This is a genomic window from Pseudomonas sp. C1C7 (assembly GCF_013359595.1).
Classification (GTDB): Bacteria; Pseudomonadota; Gammaproteobacteria; order Pseudomonadales; family Pseudomonadaceae; genus Aquipseudomonas.
On record NZ_JABFMP010000027.1, the window covers coordinates 78,962 to 96,517 of the forward strand.

General features: G+C 60.3%; 19 protein-coding genes. 9 read left to right on the forward strand and 10 right to left on the reverse strand.

Features of this window, described 5'->3' with window-relative positions; translation table 11 throughout:
• Positions 1 to 8 precede the first annotated feature (8 nt).
• The 4 genes from proB to rplU all read right to left on the reverse strand — a co-directional run bounded on the left by proB (position 9) and on the right by rplU (position 3,292).
• Positions 9 to 1,127, reverse strand: a complete 1,119-nt coding sequence (proB, locus tag HNO86_RS20990) for a glutamate 5-kinase (RefSeq protein WP_175378863.1) — start codon at positions 1,125 to 1,127, stop codon at positions 9 to 11.
• 138 nt (positions 1,128 to 1,265) lie between these two features.
• A complete protein-coding gene (cgtA, locus tag HNO86_RS20995) occupies positions 1,266 to 2,489 on the reverse strand; it encodes an Obg family GTPase CgtA (protein ID WP_175378841.1) in 1,224 nt (407 codons plus the stop codon).
• 195 nt (positions 2,490 to 2,684) lie between these two features.
• Positions 2,685 to 2,942 carry a 50S ribosomal protein L27 gene (rpmA, locus tag HNO86_RS21000; protein ID WP_003281574.1) on the reverse strand — a complete coding sequence of 86 codons (258 nt, stop codon included), beginning with the start codon at positions 2,940 to 2,942 and terminating at the stop codon, positions 2,685 to 2,687.
• A 35-nt stretch (positions 2,943 to 2,977) separates the two neighbouring features.
• Positions 2,978 to 3,292: a 50S ribosomal protein L21 gene (gene rplU, locus HNO86_RS21005; protein WP_007950961.1), complete on the reverse strand. Its 315-nt coding sequence runs from the start codon at positions 3,290 to 3,292 to the stop codon at positions 2,978 to 2,980.
• A gap of 239 nt (positions 3,293 to 3,531) precedes the next feature.
• On the opposite strand from rplU, the gene HNO86_RS21010 reads away from it, so the two are divergent.
• From HNO86_RS21010 to HNO86_RS21020, 3 genes are all read left to right on the forward strand, one after another.
• Positions 3,532 to 4,500 (forward strand): polyprenyl synthetase family protein, encoded by a 969-nt coding sequence (locus tag HNO86_RS21010; RefSeq protein ID WP_175378842.1) that lies wholly within the window; start codon positions 3,532 to 3,534, stop codon positions 4,498 to 4,500.
• A gap of 178 nt (positions 4,501 to 4,678) precedes the next feature.
• A complete protein-coding gene (locus tag HNO86_RS21015) occupies positions 4,679 to 5,020 on the forward strand; it encodes a zinc ribbon domain-containing protein YjdM (protein WP_008028840.1) in 342 nt (113 codons plus the stop codon).
• A gap of 200 nt (positions 5,021 to 5,220) precedes the next feature.
• Positions 5,221 to 5,478: a hypothetical protein gene (locus HNO86_RS21020; RefSeq protein WP_175378843.1), complete on the forward strand. Its 258-nt coding sequence runs from the start codon at positions 5,221 to 5,223 to the stop codon at positions 5,476 to 5,478.
• A 135-nt stretch (positions 5,479 to 5,613) separates the two neighbouring features.
• Here HNO86_RS21020 and HNO86_RS21025 read toward each other — a convergent pair whose 3' ends face one another.
• From HNO86_RS21025 to HNO86_RS21035, 3 genes are all read right to left on the reverse strand, one after another.
• Positions 5,614 to 6,231, reverse strand: coding sequence for an FKBP-type peptidyl-prolyl cis-trans isomerase (locus tag HNO86_RS21025; RefSeq protein WP_175378844.1), 618 nt, complete (start codon positions 6,229 to 6,231; stop codon positions 5,614 to 5,616).
• 121 nt (positions 6,232 to 6,352) lie between these two features.
• A complete protein-coding gene (locus tag HNO86_RS21030; protein ID WP_175378845.1) occupies positions 6,353 to 6,661 on the reverse strand; it encodes a DUF6482 family protein in 309 nt (102 codons plus the stop codon).
• Between the two features lie 127 nt (positions 6,662 to 6,788).
• Entirely contained in the window at positions 6,789 to 7,277 is a 489-nt protein-coding gene (locus tag HNO86_RS21035; protein ID WP_175378846.1) for a TIGR00645 family protein, read from the reverse strand.
• Between the two features lie 159 nt (positions 7,278 to 7,436).
• On the opposite strand from HNO86_RS21035, the gene HNO86_RS21040 reads away from it, so the two are divergent.
• On the forward strand, positions 7,437 to 9,266 hold the full coding sequence (locus HNO86_RS21040) for a hypothetical protein (RefSeq protein ID WP_175378847.1): 1,830 nt from the start codon (positions 7,437 to 7,439) through the stop codon (positions 9,264 to 9,266).
• A gap of 5 nt (positions 9,267 to 9,271) precedes the next feature.
• Here the strand turns inward: HNO86_RS21040 and HNO86_RS21045 are convergent, their stop codons facing one another.
• Entirely contained in the window at positions 9,272 to 9,613 is a 342-nt protein-coding gene (locus HNO86_RS21045) for a hypothetical protein (protein WP_175378848.1), read from the reverse strand.
• Here HNO86_RS21045 and HNO86_RS21050 point away from each other — a divergent pair.
• Complete coding sequence (locus HNO86_RS21050) at positions 9,612 to 9,800, forward strand: hypothetical protein (RefSeq protein WP_175378849.1); 189 nt, start codon at positions 9,612 to 9,614, stop codon at positions 9,798 to 9,800. The two genes, HNO86_RS21045 and HNO86_RS21050, sit on opposite strands and share 2 nt — an antisense overlap.
• A gap of 123 nt (positions 9,801 to 9,923) precedes the next feature.
• Here HNO86_RS21050 and HNO86_RS21055 read toward each other — a convergent pair whose 3' ends face one another.
• Positions 9,924 to 12,362, reverse strand: a complete 2,439-nt coding sequence (locus tag HNO86_RS21055; RefSeq protein WP_175378850.1) for a Lon protease family protein — start codon at positions 12,360 to 12,362, stop codon at positions 9,924 to 9,926.
• A 277-nt stretch (positions 12,363 to 12,639) separates the two neighbouring features.
• Here HNO86_RS21055 and HNO86_RS21060 point away from each other — a divergent pair, with 277 nt between their 5' ends.
• From HNO86_RS21060 to HNO86_RS21075, 4 genes are all read left to right on the forward strand, one after another.
• Positions 12,640 to 13,128, forward strand: coding sequence for a DUF3015 domain-containing protein (locus HNO86_RS21060; protein ID WP_175378851.1), 489 nt, complete (start codon positions 12,640 to 12,642; stop codon positions 13,126 to 13,128).
• Positions 13,129 to 13,221: 93 nt separating this feature from the next.
• On the forward strand, positions 13,222 to 15,075 hold the full coding sequence (locus tag HNO86_RS21065) for a DUF4105 domain-containing protein (protein ID WP_175378852.1): 1,854 nt from the start codon (positions 13,222 to 13,224) through the stop codon (positions 15,073 to 15,075).
• A 193-nt stretch (positions 15,076 to 15,268) separates the two neighbouring features.
• Positions 15,269 to 15,625 carry a hypothetical protein gene (locus HNO86_RS21070; RefSeq protein ID WP_175378853.1) on the forward strand — a complete coding sequence of 119 codons (357 nt, stop codon included), beginning with the start codon at positions 15,269 to 15,271 and terminating at the stop codon, positions 15,623 to 15,625.
• 70 nt (positions 15,626 to 15,695) lie between these two features.
• The gene (locus tag HNO86_RS21075) at positions 15,696 to 16,190 is read left to right on the forward strand and encodes a GreA/GreB family elongation factor (RefSeq protein WP_175378854.1); all 495 of its coding nucleotides are present in this window, start codon (positions 15,696 to 15,698) and stop codon (positions 16,188 to 16,190) included.
• On the opposite strand, the gene gdhA is transcribed toward HNO86_RS21075, so the two are convergent.
• Positions 16,187 to 17,524, reverse strand: a complete 1,338-nt coding sequence (gdhA, locus tag HNO86_RS21080; RefSeq protein WP_175378855.1) for an NADP-specific glutamate dehydrogenase — start codon at positions 17,522 to 17,524, stop codon at positions 16,187 to 16,189. The two genes, HNO86_RS21075 and gdhA, sit on opposite strands and share 4 nt — an antisense overlap.
• Between the last annotated feature and the right edge of the window lie 32 nt (positions 17,525 to 17,556).

Sequence of the window (17,556 nt, forward strand, 5' to 3'; positions counted from 1 at the left end):
GTATTCCCTCAGACCAGGATCAGGTTGTCACGGTGAACCAGTTCCGGCTCAGCCATGTAACCCAGCAAACCGACGATCGCATCAGACGACTGACCGATGATTTTCTGCGCCTCCAGCGCGCTGTAGTTGGCCAGACCACGGGCGATCTCCCGGCCATCCGGCGCCACGCACACCACCATCTCGCCGCGACGGAAGCTGCCTTGAACCAGCTTCACGCCCACCGGCAGCAAGCTCTTGTTGCCCTCGGACAGCGCCGTCACCGCACCCGCGTCCAGCACCAGCGTGCCACGGGTCTGCAGGTGCCCGGCCAGCCACTGCTTGCGCGCCGCGAGCATGCCGCGCTCAGGGGACAGCAAGGTGCCGATGCGCTCGCCTGCCTTGAGGCGATCCAGCACGCGCTCCAGACGCCCACCGACAATGATCGTATGCGCACCGGAACGGGCCGCCAGACGCGCCGCGCGCAATTTGGTCTGCATGCCGCCGCGCCCCAGTGCACCACCGGTGCCGCCCGCCACTGCGTCGAGCGTCGGATCATCGGCACGCGCTTCGTAAATCAGCTGGGCATCGGGGTTGTTGCGCGGATCGGCGTCGAACATGCCGTCGCGGTCCGTCAGAATCACCAGCAAGTCCGCCTCGACCAGGTTGGCCACCAGCGCCGCCAGGGTGTCGTTGTCGCCAAAACGGATTTCGTCGGTGACCACGGTGTCGTTTTCGTTGATCACCGGGATGACCTTCAGCTCGACCAGCGCGCGCAAGGTGCTGCGGGCGTTCAGGTAGCGCTTGCGATCGGACAGGTCATCGTGAGTCAGCAGAATCTGCGCGGTGTGCCGGCCATGCTCGGCAAAGCTCGACTCCCAGGCCTGCACCAACCCCATCTGGCCGATTGCAGCGGCAGCCTGGAGCTCGTGCATCGCACTGGGTCGCGAGGTCCAACCCAGACGGCTCATGCCGGCCGCCACCGCCCCGGAGGACACCAGCACCAGCTCGACGCCCGCCTCATGCAAGGCCACCATCTGCTCAACCCAGACACCCATTGCCGCGCGGTCCAGGCCCTTGCCGTCCGCCGTCAGCAAAGCGCTGCCGATTTTCACGACCCAACGCTGCGCACCCGTCACCTTGCTCCGCATCATCTTCAACCTTAGCTCGAGGGCAGCGCGACCGGCGCTGCCCATACATTATTCGTGACTACCAATTTCCAGATGCTATCGATTTCCAGATACTAAAACGCCGCTCTATTGAGCGGCGCTTAAGTTTATCGCAATGGATCAGTCACGCACGTAAATGATTTCCGGACCATCTTCATCATCCACATCTTCTTCGTCCCAATCATCGTCACCGATGTCGTGGACCGACTTCACGCCGCTGCGACGCAGGGCACGCTGGTCGTCCAGGGCCTGCAACTGAGCACGCGCTTCATCTTCGATGCGCTGATCGAGCTCGGACAGCTCTTCCTGGTAAGCCGGATCGTTGGCCAGACGGTCGGCACGATCCTCCAGGTAACGCATGATGTCGTGGCACAGACGCTCGGTGTTCTGCTTGGCGATGGCCGAGATCACGTAAACCGGACCGGTCCACTCCAGGCGATCGACGATTTCCTTGACGCGGGCATCGTGCTCTTCTTCGAGGATCTGGTCGCTCTTGTTCAGGATCAACCAGCGATCACGCTCGGCCAAGGACGGGCTGAACTTGGTCAGCTCGTTGACGATCACTTCAGCGGCCTCGGCAGCATCGGACTCATCCAGCGGCGCCATGTCGACGAGGTGCAGCAACAGACGGGTACGCGACAGGTGCTTGAGGAAGCGAATCCCCAGGCCCGCGCCGTCGGAAGCACCTTCGATCAGACCCGGAATGTCCGCAATCACGAAGCTTTTCCAGCGGTCGACGCTGACCACACCCAGGTTTGGCACCAGCGTGGTGAATGGATAGTCGGCGACTTTCGGCTTGGCGGCCGACACCGAACGGATAAAGGTACTCTTGCCGGCGTTCGGCAAGCCCAGCAGACCCACGTCCGCCAGCACTTTCATTTCCAGCTTGAGGTCACGCTGCTCGCCCGGCTTGCCCGGCGTGGTCTGACGTGGCGCACGATTGGTACTGGATTTGAAACGGGTGTTACCCAGACCGTGCCAGCCACCGTGAGCCACCAGCAGCTTCTGACCAGCCTTGGTCAGGTCGCCGATCACTTCCTGGGTAGCGGAGTCGATCACCGTGGTGCCGACCGGTACGCGCAGCACCAGATCCTCACCCTTCTTGCCGGTGCAGTCGGTGCTGCCGCCGTTGGAACCACGCTCGGCATCGAAGTGCCGGGTGTAACGGTAGTCAACCAGGGTATTGAGGTTCTCGTCGGCGACCATGAAGACCGAGCCGCCATCACCACCATCACCACCGTTCGGACCACCGTTTTCGATGAATTTTTCGCGACGGAAACTCATGCAACCGTTACCGCCGTCGCCTGCCTTTACTCGAATCGATACTTCATCAACAAACTTCATAACAAAACGCCTCTCGCCATACGGACGAGCCGAAAAAAACTAGACATAAGACTCTTGCAAAAATGAGCGCAGCGACCTCAATCCACGACCGCAAACCCAGCGCGCCGGCAGCCCATACAAACAGTTTTGCAAGAGACTCACCCCACAAACGAAAAAGCCCCGTCGCGAGACAGGGCTTTTCCAGCGATCGCGCAATTAAGCCGCGACTACGCTCACGTAACGACGACCGAAGGCGCCTTTTACTTCGAACTTGATCACGCCTTCGACTTTAGCGAAGAGGGTGTGATCCTTACCCATGCCAACGCCGTAGCCAGCGTGGAATTGGGTGCCGCGCTGACGCACGATGATGTTGCCTGCTTTGATAGCCTGGCCGCCATACATCTTCACGCCAAGGCGTTTGGCTTCTGAGTCGCGACCGTTACGGGTACTACCACCAGCTTTTTTGTGTGCCATGAGTTCAATTCTCCTAGTGAGGAATTAGGCTGTAATTAAGCCTGAATACCGGTGATTTTGATCTCGGTGTACCACTGGCGGTGGCCCATGCGCTTCATGTGGTGCTTACGGCGACGGAACTTGATGATGCGGACTTTATCGTGACGACCTTGGGAGATCACTTCAGCCACAACGGTAGCGCCAGCAACAACTGGAGCACCGATATTCACGTCGTCACCGTTGGCAACCAACAGAACGCGATCAAAGGTAACGGATTCGCCGGTAGCGACTTCCAGTTTTTCGATCTTCAGGTATTCACCTGGGGCGACTTTGTATTGCTTGCCGCCAGTAACGATTACTGCATAAGACATGGTATTTCTCCGATAATCCTGCTCACCCAGCTCTTTATAAGAAGAGGTATTGGCTGGCATGGCTGCATGGGGCTGGAGGCCCGCTTGCAATTGCGTAAGGCAGGTGCTGCCCAGGAAGTTCAGGGTGCGCGATTGTACGCAAGGCACGAGCGCCTTGCAATAGGCCGTCCATCGCGCCTTGACAGGCCCGGACGTGGGTCCTAGCATGCCGCGCAACCCCTCTGGAGCGACTGTCGCTGATGCAACCCCAAGCTTTCTACCGCGCGGTCGCGGACGATTTTAGCGCCGTCGACGGCATCATCAAGAAGCAGCTGACTTCCCGAGTCCCGCTGGTATCGAAAATCGGCGATTACATCACTTCGGCCGGCGGCAAACGCCTTCGTCCTTTGCTGGTTTTGCTGTCCGGCAAGGCCCTGGGCCGCGAAGGCGACGATCTGCGCCTGTTGGCCGCGACCATCGAATTCCTGCACACCGCCACCCTGCTGCATGACGACGTGGTCGACATGTCCGGCATGCGCCGTGGCCGCTCCACCGCCAACGCCATGTGGGGCAACGCGCCAAGCGTGCTGGTGGGCGACTTCCTGTACTCGCGCTCCTTCGAAATGATGGTCGAACTGGGCTCCATGCCGGTGATGAAGATCCTTTCGCAGGCCACCCGCGTCATCGCCGAAGGCGAAGTGTTGCAGTTGTCCAAAGTCCGTGACGCCAGCACCACCGAAGAAACCTACATGGAAGTCATCCGCGGCAAGACCGCGATGCTCTTCGAAGCCTCGACCCACAGCGCCGCCGCCCTGTGCGGAGCCACGCCGGAACAGGCCGAGGCCCTGCGCACCTTCGGTGACCACCTGGGCGTGGCCTTCCAGTTGGTCGACGACCTGCTGGACTACAAAGGCGACGCGGAAACACTGGGCAAGAACGTCGGCGACGATCTGGCCGAAGGCAAACCGACCCTGCCGTTGATCTACACCATGCGCGAAGGCACGCCGGAACAGGCGGCCCTGGTGCGCAAGGCGATCCAGAAAGGCGGTATCGAAGACCTGGAAAGCATCCGCATCGCCGTGGAAGCCTCCGGCTCGCTGGAATACACCGCACAATTGGCCCGCGACTACGTGGCCCGCGCGATCAAATGCCTCGAAGCGCTGCCAGCCAACGAGTATCGCGATGCACTGGTGGAACTGAGCGAGTTTGCGGTAGCCCGCACGCACTGATCCCCTCCCCCGACTCCTGTAGGAGCGAGCTTGCTCGCGATGGACGCCAGCGATGACGCTGGCATTCAGGATGCCAGTGGTGTCCTTGAGACCATCGCGAGCATGCTCGCTCCTACGGAGATTCTGAAAACCCTATACAATGTGCGCTTTTTAGCGATCCTGAATTCAAGGAGCCTTAGTGAGCACGTTGCCACCCTGCCCGAAATGCAATTCCGAATACACCTATGAAGACGGCGCCCAGCTGATCTGCCCCGAGTGCGCCCACGAATGGTCCGCCAGCGGCGAAGCTGAAGCTGCGTCCGATGACGCGGTGAAAAAGGACTCGGTGGGCAATGTCCTGCAGGACGGCGACACCATCACCGTCATCAAGGACCTGAAGGTCAAGGGCACCTCCTTGGTGGTCAAGGTCGGCACCAAGGTCAAGAACATCCGCCTGTGTGACGGTGACCATGACATCGACTGCAAGATCGATGGCATCGGCCCGATGAAGCTCAAGTCCGAGTTCGTCAGGAAAGTCTGATTTCGCTGCATTCCATCCCGCGCCTGCCGCGGGATGGCGCCTCTCCCTCCCCCTCTCGCTCGACTCCCCGCAATAGCAAAGCGCCAGCCGCTTTGACCTTACGCAATCTTTACCCGGAAAAATCCGCCATTCGCCAATCGTCTCTTGCTATTTATTGAATAGGAATTATTCTCATTGAACCCAATCAATGGAGATGAGACATGACGTATCTGATCGATGCCTGGCTGGACCGCCCGCACCCGTACCTGCGGATTCTGCATCGGGAAACCGGGGAAGTCTGCGCAGTGCTTGAAGAGGAAGCCTTGAACGAGCTGCAGGATCAGGGTGACCTGGACCTCAATGGCTTGAGTTCTAACGAGCCGGTGGTGCTCAAGGAAGTGGTGAGGAATCTGTTTCTGTTCTGCTATGCGCGGGCGTTGCGTCCGGCGGCGGATCTCAATGGCAAGTTCCACCCATGAAGCGCTGTAACTGTAGGAGCGAGCTTGCTCGCGATGGTGACTCAGACAACGCGGGCTTCCAGCAAGCCCGCGTTATCGTTGAAGTCCATCGCGAGCAAGCTCGGCTCCTACAGGTGAATCAGTAATCGGCGAGGATTACAGAACGTCCAGCAGCTCGACGTCGAACACCAGTACGCTGTGCGGCGGGATGCTGCCAACGCCTTGAGCGCCGTAAGCCAGTTCGCTCGGCACGTACAGGCGCCATTTGCTGCCGGCATTCATCAGTTGCAGGGCCTCGGTCCAGCCGGCGATCACGCCGCCAACCGGGAATTCCGCAGGCTGGCCGCGCTCGTAGGAGCTGTCGAACACAGTGCCGTCGATCAGGGTGCCGTGGTAGTGAGTACGCACGCTGTCTTCACGGGTCGGCTTGGCGCCTTCACCGGCGGTCAGCACTTCGAACTGCAGGCCGGAAGCCAGAGTGGTGATGCCGTCACGCTTGGCGTTTTCAGCCAGGAAGGCACGGCCTTCGCCAGCGGCCGCTTCAGCCTTGGCTGCAGCTTCGGCCTGCATGATTTCGCGGATCACCTTGAAGCTGGCGGACATTTCTTCCTGGCCAACGCGGCTTGGCAGGCCTGCGAAAGCGTCGGTCAGACCGGCCAGGATCGCGTCCAGGCTCACGCCCGGTGGCGGGTTGTCGCGCAGTTGGTCGCCCAGCTGACGGCCAATGCCGTAGCTGACGCGGGTTTCGTCGGTGGACAGATTTACTTCGGACATGACACTGCTCCGCTGTGCGAACGCCCGGAACGTGCCGTGCATGCACAGCGCGTCCCGAAGCGCCCGGAACCAAAAAGGGTCAGCAGACTAGCACAGATGCCATGGTGTTGATCAGAGGCCGTCAGCGCTGCGACGTGGAGCGTTGCTCGATCGGCACCTTCAGGATTTCATCGATGCCGCCCATCCCGCACATCTCGTCATGAACCAGGTGGTGCACCAGATTGAAGTTCAGCTTGGGAAAGGAGCGCAGCATGTCACGGGCATGCTCCACCGAGCGAAGGTGCATCATGTGGCCGTGGGTATCGCTCAGGGGGTAGGCGGCGCCGTGCATCCGCGCCTCCAGCAGGTAGATTCCGCCTTCCAGGGAAATCAGGTTCAGCTCATCGAGCTTCCCGGCGACGGCATAGGCATTCAGCTCTTGCAGGTTCATGAACGCACCTCGTGCAATGGCGAGTCATCACACTCACAGGCATATGCCTCGGCGCATCAAAGTACAACCCACCCGCATGACCGCCCGTCTGTTTCCCGCCATTGACGGGAACAGACGGGCGATGCGATCAGTGTTTGGTCACTTTATCCAGGTAACCCATGGCAAATGCCGACACGACGAACGTCATGTGAATGATCACGTACCACATCAGGTGCTCGGGATCGACGTTCTTGGCATCCATGAAGATCCGCAGCAGGTGGATCGAAGAAATCGCCACGATCGACGCCGCCACCTTCATCTTCAGGGAAGACGAGTCCATGGTGCCGAGCCAGTTGAGCTTTTCCTTGGTGTCGTCGATGTCCAGTTGGGAAACGAAGTTCTCGTAGCCGGAAATCATCACCATCACCAGCAAGCCGCCCACCAGCGCCATGTCGATCAGCGACAGCAGCACCAGGATCAGGTCCGATTCGGCCATCGAAAAGACGTTGGGGATGACGTGGAAGACTTCCTGGAAGAATTTCAGCGCCAGAGCCAGCAGCCCAAGGGACAGGCCGAAGTAGATCGGCGCCAGCAGCCAGCGGGAGGCGTACATTGCGTTTTCGATAAAGCGTTCCATTGAATCTCACACAAGGTCTGAAAATGGCCGCGAGTATAACAGCCGCCCGTTACCCCCAGAAACCGTTGGGAAATCCGCCACCTGCGCGTGTATGTCGAAATTTTTCTGCTAGTGTCCAAACCATTGACAGTTCAGTGTTATCGGACAGGAAGACTGGAAATGGATGTGCGTTTGCCTTTGACCAGTGCCGCAATCCTTCTGGCGCTAGCGCTGAGCGGCTGCTCGCCCGACGAGGAGAAACACGAGGTCAGCCTTGAGGAAAAGACCGCGCAGTTCGAGAAGTCCCTCGATGCCATCACCGACCCCAAGCTCAAGGACGCCGTGGCCGAACTCGGTGGCTCGTTGCTGCTGCTGGAACGGGCGCAACTCAAGCTCGACACCAAGCCGGTAGTGACCGAATACGGTGAAGACGCCCTCGCCGTGCTCAAGCACTACCCCACGCCCCAGGCCCTGGTCGACACCTACATCAACGGCCTGTTCGTGCTGCACAAGGACTCCAGCTCCGATTACCTGACCGATCTGCAACCGGTGTTTCCCTTCAACTTCAGCATTCCGGCCACCTTCCTTTTCCCCCACGGTCTGGAATGGCAGTCGGTGACCCTGAGCAACAAGCGCGTGATCGCCTTTCAGCCGGAATGGTCGGAAACCGATCCCGGCATCCAGCTGAGCCCGTCCAGCTCGAACCTGACCAACCCCGATGATCTGACCGTGACCTACCCGTTCATCGAGGGTCTGGACGTCGACATCAAGAACCAGCCGCAACCGGTCAGCCTGCAAGGCAAGGTGGAAGTCATCGCGCCACACAGGCTCTACAGCTTCGACCTGAGCAAAAAGGACGTCGGCCAGACTCGCACCAACGACAACCTCAGCGTCACCCTGGTGAAACTGGGCAACAACTACGCGGAAATCGAATACAGCAACAGCGCGCCACAGGCGGCGGAGGTCGGTGATACGGCATTGAACCCGTTGATCGCCCAGGCGCGTGACAGCAGCGGGCAGTTTCTTTCCCGCTCAGGTTCGATCAATGAGACCGCCGCGCAAGTGAGGTTCTATCAGAGCCAGCTGGCAAAAATGCAGCAACAAAAAGGCTGGAGCGAATCCTTCGAAAAGCAGATCGATGAAGAACAGCGCGCCTTCGAGAAACAACAGACCCGCCATTACTCGAAGGTGTATTTCAACGGGGTGATCGATACCCTCGAAGTCAGCCTGCTGGATTTCTCCACGGTCACGGTCACCCGCAAGGACCTGAACCTGCCGGTGCGGCGCTTCGATCCCCACACCACACAGAAATCCATTCAACCTTTGGATCTGCCGGTGCTGGTGTATGACGACCAGGCACAGAGCTGGCTCAAGGGCGCGACGCTGACCGAGGACCAACTCAAGAGCAACGTAAGTATCAGCCAGTCGGTGGATGATCCGAGCGCGGCACGCATCGAGTTCAGCCACCTCAGAACCTTCAACGACGAACTGCTCGGTACGTCCTTCAATCCCGGGGAAAGCCCGGTGAGTTTCTTCACCGAGAACAGCAAGGGCAAACTTGACGAGCCCATCGAATTGCCCGCGGAAGCCTATCAGGTCGATCCGCTGCGCGGCACCATCACTTACGACTTGAACCTGTTCCCGGAAACCCCGGCCTACGCCGTGGGTTCCATCCCGCTGTTTCTCGCCACGGTCGATAAACAGACCGTCGACGCCAGCAAACTGCCCAAGGGCCTGGAGCTCAAGGGCAATGCGCTGGTGGTGGATCTGAAGGTGTTTCCGGAAACGGACTGGCGTTTTTACGCCAAGGACGACAGCGGTCACTACCTGAAGGAAATTCTGGCGGTCAACCATGACGCCAGTGCAGAAGGCCCGTCGCTATTTGCCGTGCACTATTTCTACGGGCAACCCACGCGCCTGGAAACCTACCAACGAACTGACCTCGTCACCGTGCAATACGGCTACGAGGTCAAACTCGACAAGGCGGACATGACCAAACTGGTCGAATAACGTCGTCAATGTTCCGGCCGGAACTCCGGGCCGCCGAGGTTGCGGCCACGTCCCCCGTTGATTTCACGTAGCTGGGCTTGCAGGTGCAGGCACCAGATCTGCGGGTCGTCGGCCAGCTCATATCCGTGCAGGGTCAGGCTTTCAACAATGGTATCGAGAATGGATTCGGCCACGAACGGACCATGGAACGGGCCCTGGGCTTTGATGGCTGAAGGTTGTTCACCGGCCATTCCGGCGGCGAAGAGCAAGGTCCACATGCCGTTATCGCCGGCCAGGGGCTTGATGGCGCATTCGATACGGGTCACGAGACCCAAGCATTGACGGGTGAGGCAGAGGTTGCGCGACATGGCGGCGACCCTCGGAAAATCCGGTATTCAGCCTCCATGGGAAGCTGTTTCATTCCTGATTACTGTCTCTATCCTTGAGCAGAGAATAGAAGAAAAGTTCGAGATGCAGGCTTTTCGACACCAGAAGGCGCCGAGCGGTCATTGTGTGAATATTGACGCCAGAGTGATGGCACTTCTGCAGTTTTGATCGGGTAAAAAATGTGGGAGCGGGCTTGCTCGCGAAGGCGGTGTGCCAGTCGGTATTTGTGCTGACTGACACTACGCATTCGCGAGCAAGTCCGCTCCCACAGTTGGAGGGTGTTGATTCAGATCAGGCGGGCTTGGCCTCTGCCAGCGCTTCGATCGCCATTTCCTTCTCGGCCTCTTTCAGGTCGTCCTCGCTGATCATTTCGGCAATGACCCGCAGACGCTCCACCACCCGCGCGTTGACGCTGCCTTCCGGGAACTCGCCGTTCTCGTCCGGCTCACCCGCAGGCTCGCCGACCAGCAGGCTCAGGGCCTCGTCGGCCTGACGCACCGCATAGACATGGAACTGCCCCGCGCGCACTGCGGCCAGCACCTTCTCGTCGAGCATCAGCGTGGCGACGTTGGCGTGGGGAATGATCGCGCCCTGCTCGCCCGTCAGACCGCGGGCTTCGCAGAGACGGAAGAAGCCTTCGATCTTCTCGTTGACCCCACCCACCGCCTGCACTTCACCGAACTGGTTGATCGAGCCGGTGATGGCAAAGCACTGCTTGAGTGGCGTTTTCGACAGCGCCGAAATCAGCGTGCACGCCTCACCGAGGGACGCACTGTCGCCGTCCACGTAACCGTAGGACTGCTCCAGGGCGATACTCGCCGAAATCGCCAGCGGGAATTCCTGAGCGTAACGGCTGCCCAGATACCCGGTGAGGATCATCACGCCCTTGGAGTGGATCGGTTGGCCAAGGTTGACCTCACGCTCGATGTCGACGATGCCGCTGCCGCCCGGGTAGACCGTCGCGGAAATCCGCGCCGGCACGCCGAAGGCCGAGTCACCGACTTCCAGCACCGTCAGACCGTTGCACTTGCCGACCGCCGCACCTGCGGTATCGATCAGGATGATCCCGGCCAGCATGTCGTCGAGGATCCGCGCCGAGACGCGCCCGGTGCGAGTCGCCTTGGCCTTGAGCGCACGCTCGATGTGGCCGGCATCGGTCATCTCGTCCCCGGCCAGATGGCGAATGAAATCCGCTTCGCTGACCAGCTGGAACAGATCGCCGATACGCGCCGACAAGCGCCCCTGATGCTCGGCCAGACGCGCGCTGTAGGTCGCCAGACGCGCCACCGCATCGGCGGTCAGCGGCGCCATGCCTTCCTCGGAAGTACGGGTTTTCAGCAACTGGGCGAACTGCTCGAGGCTTTCGTCGACCATCGGGATGTCTTCATCGAAATCCACCAGGACGCGGAACATCTCCTGGAAATCCGGATCCAGGTCCTGCAGCGTGTAGTAGAGCGAGCGGGCGCCGATGATGATCACTTTGACCTGCAGCGGAATGTGCTGCGGCGTCAGGGTGACGGTGGCGAATCGCCCCATTTCGCTCAGTGGCGATTCCATCTTCAGCTTGCGCGATTGCAGGGCGCGTTTCAGCGCGTCCCACACGAACGGCTCGCCGAGCATTTTTTCCGCTTCAAGGATCAGGAAACCGCCGTTGGCCCGGTGCAGCGCACCCGGGCGCAACTGGCGGTAAGTGGTGTACAGCGCGCCCTGGTCGGTGCTGTATTCGATGCGGCCGAACAAGTTCTCGTAGGTCGGGTGCGGCTCGAACACCACCGGCGCGCCACCGCTGACGGAGTGGCCGACCACCAGGCTCGGCGCGTACTGCTCTTCAAGCAGCTTGCGGGCGACGGCGTCGGTCTTGCTGTCGTCCACCAGTTGCTCGACCACGGTCTTGAGCAGGTAAACCTGCATCGCTTGCAGATAACCGCAGACGGCCGCGTTCTCGGCATATTTCTCCGACAGCGGCGACAGTAGCGGCTGCAAGGCCAGGGTGATGGTTTCTTCGTTGAGGTGGCGCAACTGATTGCTCGACTCGCGCTTCCACTGCGGCAGGCTGGCGAGCTCTTCATTCAGGCGCTCTTCCAGGGCGGAAATGTCATCGTGGAAACGCTCGCGCTCGGCTTCCGGCAGCTGGGCGAATTCCGCCTCGTCCAGGGCCTTGCCTTCGAGCATCGGGGTGAAGGCGATGTTGCTGCTGTCGCGGTAGAGCGCGACGTCCTTTTCCAGGGCCAGACGCTCGATCACGTCCAGCGCCCGGTCGTAGCGCTGATTGAAAGCGCGGTCGATGGCGCTTTTCTTCTGCTGGTAGGACGGGTGTTCGAACACTGCCGGGAAAGTGGCCAGCAGGTTGTCGATCAAGCCGTTGATATCACCGATGAACGTACCGGCGGTGCCCGATGGCAGCTCCAGCGCACGGGGCTCGCGGGCTTCATCGAAGTTGTTGACGTAGACCCAGTCCGCCGGGGTCTGCAGGCGCTTGCCTTCGGCCTTCAGGTAGCGTTTGACGAACGAGAACCGGCCGGTACCGGGCTCGCCCATGACGAATACGTTGTAACCGGGGCGTGGCATGGCCACACCGAACTGCAAGGCTTCGACCGCGCGTTCCTGGCCGAGCACACCGCGAAAGGGCTCCAGATCGTTGGTGGTAGAGAAGCTGAACTGTTCAGCGGAAAACGGACGGGTCAGCGCTTCGGGCGCTAGACGCAAGCTGGCAGCAACAGGATCAGGCATCGGGCTTCCTTACATCAGGCGGGGCAGATAGCGGCATTCTGGCGCTGCCTGTGCCGAACTGGCAAGGAGCGCCTCAGGCCAAAGCATAGACAAGTGCGAACCCGGGCACAGGGCTGCACCAATTCACGGTTTTTGATGAATGTTCAGCAAAAAATCACGGAACCCTGTGATCGTGCCTAAACTCCAAACTGCGCGGCTGGAGTTATAACCGGCCCAACTGGCTCCGCAGGCCGGGCCAGACCCCAAAAATCGGTACGCACATTAAGAGAACAAAGCTATGAAACGGATTCTTCTCGGTACTCTCTTCACCGCTGTATCCATCAACGCCATGGCACAGGCGCCAGGCGGCCCGGATTGTGGTTGGGGCAACATGCTGTTCGAAGGACAGCGCGGCACTCCGGCTCACTTCCTGGCATCCACCACCAACGGCACTTCCGGTAATGCAACCTTCGGCATGACCTCGGGCACCAACGGTTGCTCCACCAACGCGTCGCTGACCTATGGCGGCAAATCCTGGTTTGCCATGAATGGCATGATGAACGAGCTGTCCGAAGACATGGCAAAAGGCAACGGCGAAGCGCTGACGACCTATGCCGTGGTACTGGGCGTGGCGCCGGAAGATCGCGCGCACTTCGCCGCCGTCACTCACGAGCACTTCCAGCAGATCTTCAGCAAGGCTGACGTGACCGCCGAAGATGTGCATACCAACACAATGGCCGTACTGAAGAACGATCCTCGTCTGGCCAAGTACGCCACGCAGGCTTAAGCTCGGCCCTGCCCCGCTTCTTTCGGGAAGCGGGTTTTATTTTTTGGAACTGCCCCTCTTTGGGTCTTTTTCTCACGTATTAAGTTGCCACCTATGCTCAAACGCCTCGCCTGGCTGGCGCTCTGTGTCTGCGCCCCGCTATCCGCCGCGCCACACATCGATAATCAACGTTTGCAGCAACTGGCCAACGACCCTTTCTGGATTTCCCTGGGCCATTACGAAACCGCCAAGCTCGGTGGTTGGCGCAGCTATGTCAGCGACAAGAAGTTCTTCCTCGCGCCTGATGGCAATTCACACCCTGACCACGAACTCGCCGCCACCGTGCAGGCCCTGTACGCGCCGGCCAGTGCCGGCGAGCAGCACGCTCAATGCGTCTACCCGGCACGTACCCGCTGGCTGAAAGACCAGTTGAACCTGACCGATCTGCCAGCGCCGGACTGCGCCGAGTTCAAAAAGTGGTTCAAGGACGTCTCACCCCACAGCGCGGTGATGATTTTCCCGGCGGCCTATCTGAACAGCCCGTCCTCGATGTTCGGCCACACCCTGTTGCGCATCGATCAGGCCGAAGCCCAGAGCGACAAAACCTCGCTGCTCAGTTACGCGATCAACTTCGGCGCCTACATCGAAGGCTCGGACAACAGCATCCTGTATGCCTGGAAAGGCTTGATGGGGGGCTATCCGGGGCTGTTCGCGCTGGTGCCGTATCAGGAAAAACTCTCGGAATACCGAAGCCTGGAAAACCGCGACTTGTGGGAATACCGGTTGAACCTGACTCAGGCTGAAACCGCGCGCATGGTTGAGCACGTCTGGGAGTTGAAGCAGATCCAGTTCGACTACTTCTTCTTCGACGAAAACTGCTCCTATCGCCTGCTGGAACTGCTGCAGGTGGCGCGCCCGAGCTTGCGCCTGACCGAACAATTCCCGCTGACCGCCATTCCCACCGACACCGTCAAGGCGGTGAAAGAGGCCGGACTGGTGGAGTCGATCCAGTACCGCCCTTCCCGTGAACGGGAGCTGCTCGCTCGCGCCGAACCTCTGAGCGATGAAGAACAACAGTGGGTGTTGAAAGTCAGCGCCGATCAGAAACAGCTGCAAACCGCGCAATTCAAGGCGCAGCCCCGGGAGCGCCAGGCGCTGATCATCGATGCGGCCTATCGCCTCGAACGCTACCGCGCCAATGGCCAGGAGCGTGACCCGGCGCGGGCGCAGCGCAGTTTCGAGCTGCTGCGGGCGATCAACCAGAACCCCGCGCCGGAGCTGGAAATCCCGCAGCCCGGCCTGCCCGAGGACGGCCACGAATCGCGCACCTGGCAGGCCGGCCTGGGCACCCGGGGCGACCGGGCTTTCGGCGAATACGGCCTGCGCATGGCGTATCACGATCTCAATGACAATTCCGAGAGTTTTCCCCTCGGCGCGCAGATCGAAATCCTCCAGCTGAAATTGCGTCAGTACGAAGGCAATGACTGGCAGGTGCAACAACTGGACCTGGCGACCATTCGTTCGCTGACGCCGCGCAACGAGCTGCTGCAACCGCTGTCGTGGCAGGTCACCGGGGGCCTGGAGCGGGTGCCGGGCAAGCATGACGATGAGAACCTGGTCAGCCACGTCAACGGCGGTGGCGGCGGCACCTGGCAATTGGCCGACGATATGCTGGGTTTCGCCCTGGGCACCGTACGCGTGGAGCACAATAACGATTTCGCCGAGTTCGTATCACCTGCGGCGGGGTTCAACACAGGGGTGCTGTGGAAAAATCCGTTGGGCAACTTCAGCCTGGAAACCAAAGGTGATTTTTTCACCAATGGCGAAGTACGTCGCAGCGTGAGCCTGAATCAGCAATGGGAGTTGTCGCGCAACCTCGGATTACGCCTGAGCGCCCAGCGCGAGTTCAGCCACCTGGCCTCGCCGGAAAACGAAGTGATGCTTGAGGTGAAGTGGTATCACTATTGAAAAGCGCAGGAGCGAGGCTTGCCCGCGAAAGCGGTGTGTCAGGCGACATCAATGTTGGATGTGCCGGCCTCTTCGCGGGCAAGCCTCGCTCCTACAGTGAAGGCTGCGATCTTTTGATCTTTCTTTCACGCCACACTGACGAACCCGCACCTAGACTTTCCCTGTAGGCCGTTTAACGGTCAGGGAGCCCGAGATGTTGCGTTGTGCAGGTGTGATTGGTTTGTTGCTGTTGATTGCGGGTTGCCAGACAACCCACGAAGATCTGATCGCCAGGGGTTATCCACCGGCGTTCGCCGATGGTTTCGATGACGGCTGCAGCAGTGGCCGCCAAGCCGCAGGCGCCATCACCGGCGAGTTTCGCAAGAACGTGCCGCGCTATCTGAAAGACAACAACTACGCCGAAGGCTGGAGCGATGGCTTCCGCCAGTGTCAGGCCATGCGCGAGAGCCAGGACCGCCAGGACTATTACAACAGCCACCAGAGCGAGCGCGACAAAGCCTGGCAACAGCAAAAGGACCAGGACGCCGCCCGGGCCTATCGCTCGCCATAGGTCGCTAATAGACATTCACTGAAACCAAAAGCCTGCAACCATGGCCCAAACCCTATAACGGGAGGAAACCATGAGTCGCGCCTTCGTCAATGAGGATAATGCCGCCGCGCAAACCGATCAGCCGGTCGAACGGCAGGTCAGTGCGCAGCCCAATTACGTCACGCCCGCAGGCATTGGCCAGTTGCAGGACAAAGTGGCGCAATTACAGGCGCAGCACGCAGAGCAATTGGCGCTTGGCGATCAGGCGGACAAGCAGCAACTGGTCAACCTTGAACGCGATCTGCGCTATTTCCTCCAGCGCCTGCAAAGTGCTCAAGTAGTGCCAGCGGCCACTTCGAACAAGAAGGTGCAGATCGGCAGTTGGGTCACCTATGCCGATGAACACGGCACCGAGCGCCGCGTGCAACTGGTCGGTGAAGACCAGGCCGCGGCCGCCAAAGGCCTGATCAACTGGGGCTCGCCACTGGGTCGGGCGCTGCTCGGGGCACAACTCAACGATGAGGTGCTCTGGCAGCGCCCGGCCGGCGATCAGTTGATCGAGGTCATCCGCATCGAGCCGACTTAAACCACGCCCTGAGCGAGCATCGCTTCGGCAACCTTGACGAAGCCGGCGATGTTCGCGCCCTTGACGTAGTTGACCTGGCCATTCTCTTCGCCGTAATGCACGCAAGCGTGATGAATCGACTGCATGATCGCGTGCAGCTTGCTGTCTACTTCCCCGCCGGTCCACAGCAGGCGCATGGCGTTCTGCGACATCTCCAGCCCGCTCACGGCCACGCCACCGGCGTTGGACGCCTTGCCCGGAGCGAACAGGGTGCCCGCCTCGATGAACAGGTCCACCGCCTCGAGCGTGGTCGGCATGTTCGCGCCTTCGGCCACGCAGACGCAGCCGTTGCGCAGCAAGGTGCGAGCGGCCTCGGCATCCAGTTCGTTCTGGGTGGCGCAAGGCAATGCGATGTCGCAACGCAGCCCCCACGGGTGCTGGCCGGCGAGGAACTCCAGGCCGAAGCGAGCGGCCAGTTCACGGATACGCCCGCGCTGGACGTTCTTCAACTCCAGCACCGCCTGCCACTGCTCTTCGGTCAAACCGCTTTCGCAATACAGTGTGCCTTCGGAATCGGACAGCGAAATCACCTTTCCGCCCAGGTCCATCACCTTGCGCGCCGCGTATTGCGCAACGTTGCCAGAACCGGAAATCGCCACGCGCTTGCCTTCGACGGTTTCACCGCGACGCTTGAGCATTTCCTCGGCGAAGTACACGCAACCGAAACCGGTCGCCTCAGGACGAATCAGGCTGCCGCCGTAGCTTGGGCCCTTGCCGGTCAGCACGCTGGTGAACTGGTTGCTCAGGCGCTTGTACTGGCCGAACAGGAAGCCGATCTCGCGGGCGCCCACACCGATATCACCGGCCGGCACGTCAACGTCGGCACCGATGTGGCGGTACAGCTCGCTCATGAAGGCCTGGCAGAAACGCATGACTTCCGCGTCGCTCTTGCCCTTCGGATCGAAGTCCGAACCGCCCTTGCCGCCGCCCATGGGCAGCGAGGTCAGCGAGTTCTTGAAGGTCTGTTCGAAGGCGAGGAATTTCAGCACGCCGAGGTTCACCGAAGGATGGAAGCGAAGGCCACCCTTGTAAGGGCCGATGGCGCTGTTCATCTGCACGCGGAAACCGCGGTTGACCTGCACTTTGCCGTGATCGTCGACCCAGGACACACGAAAGGTGATCGCCCGCTCCGGCTCGCAGATGCGCTCCAGGATGCCCGAGGTCAGGTAGTGCGGGTTGGCCTCCAGAAACGGCCACAGACTGCGCAGAACTTCTTCTACGGCCTGATGGAATTCAGGTTGGTCAGGGTCGCGTTGCTTGAGGCGGGCGAGGAAGGATTCGACGGATTCGATCATGGAAAAGTCTCGGCAAATTTATTGTCGTTGGA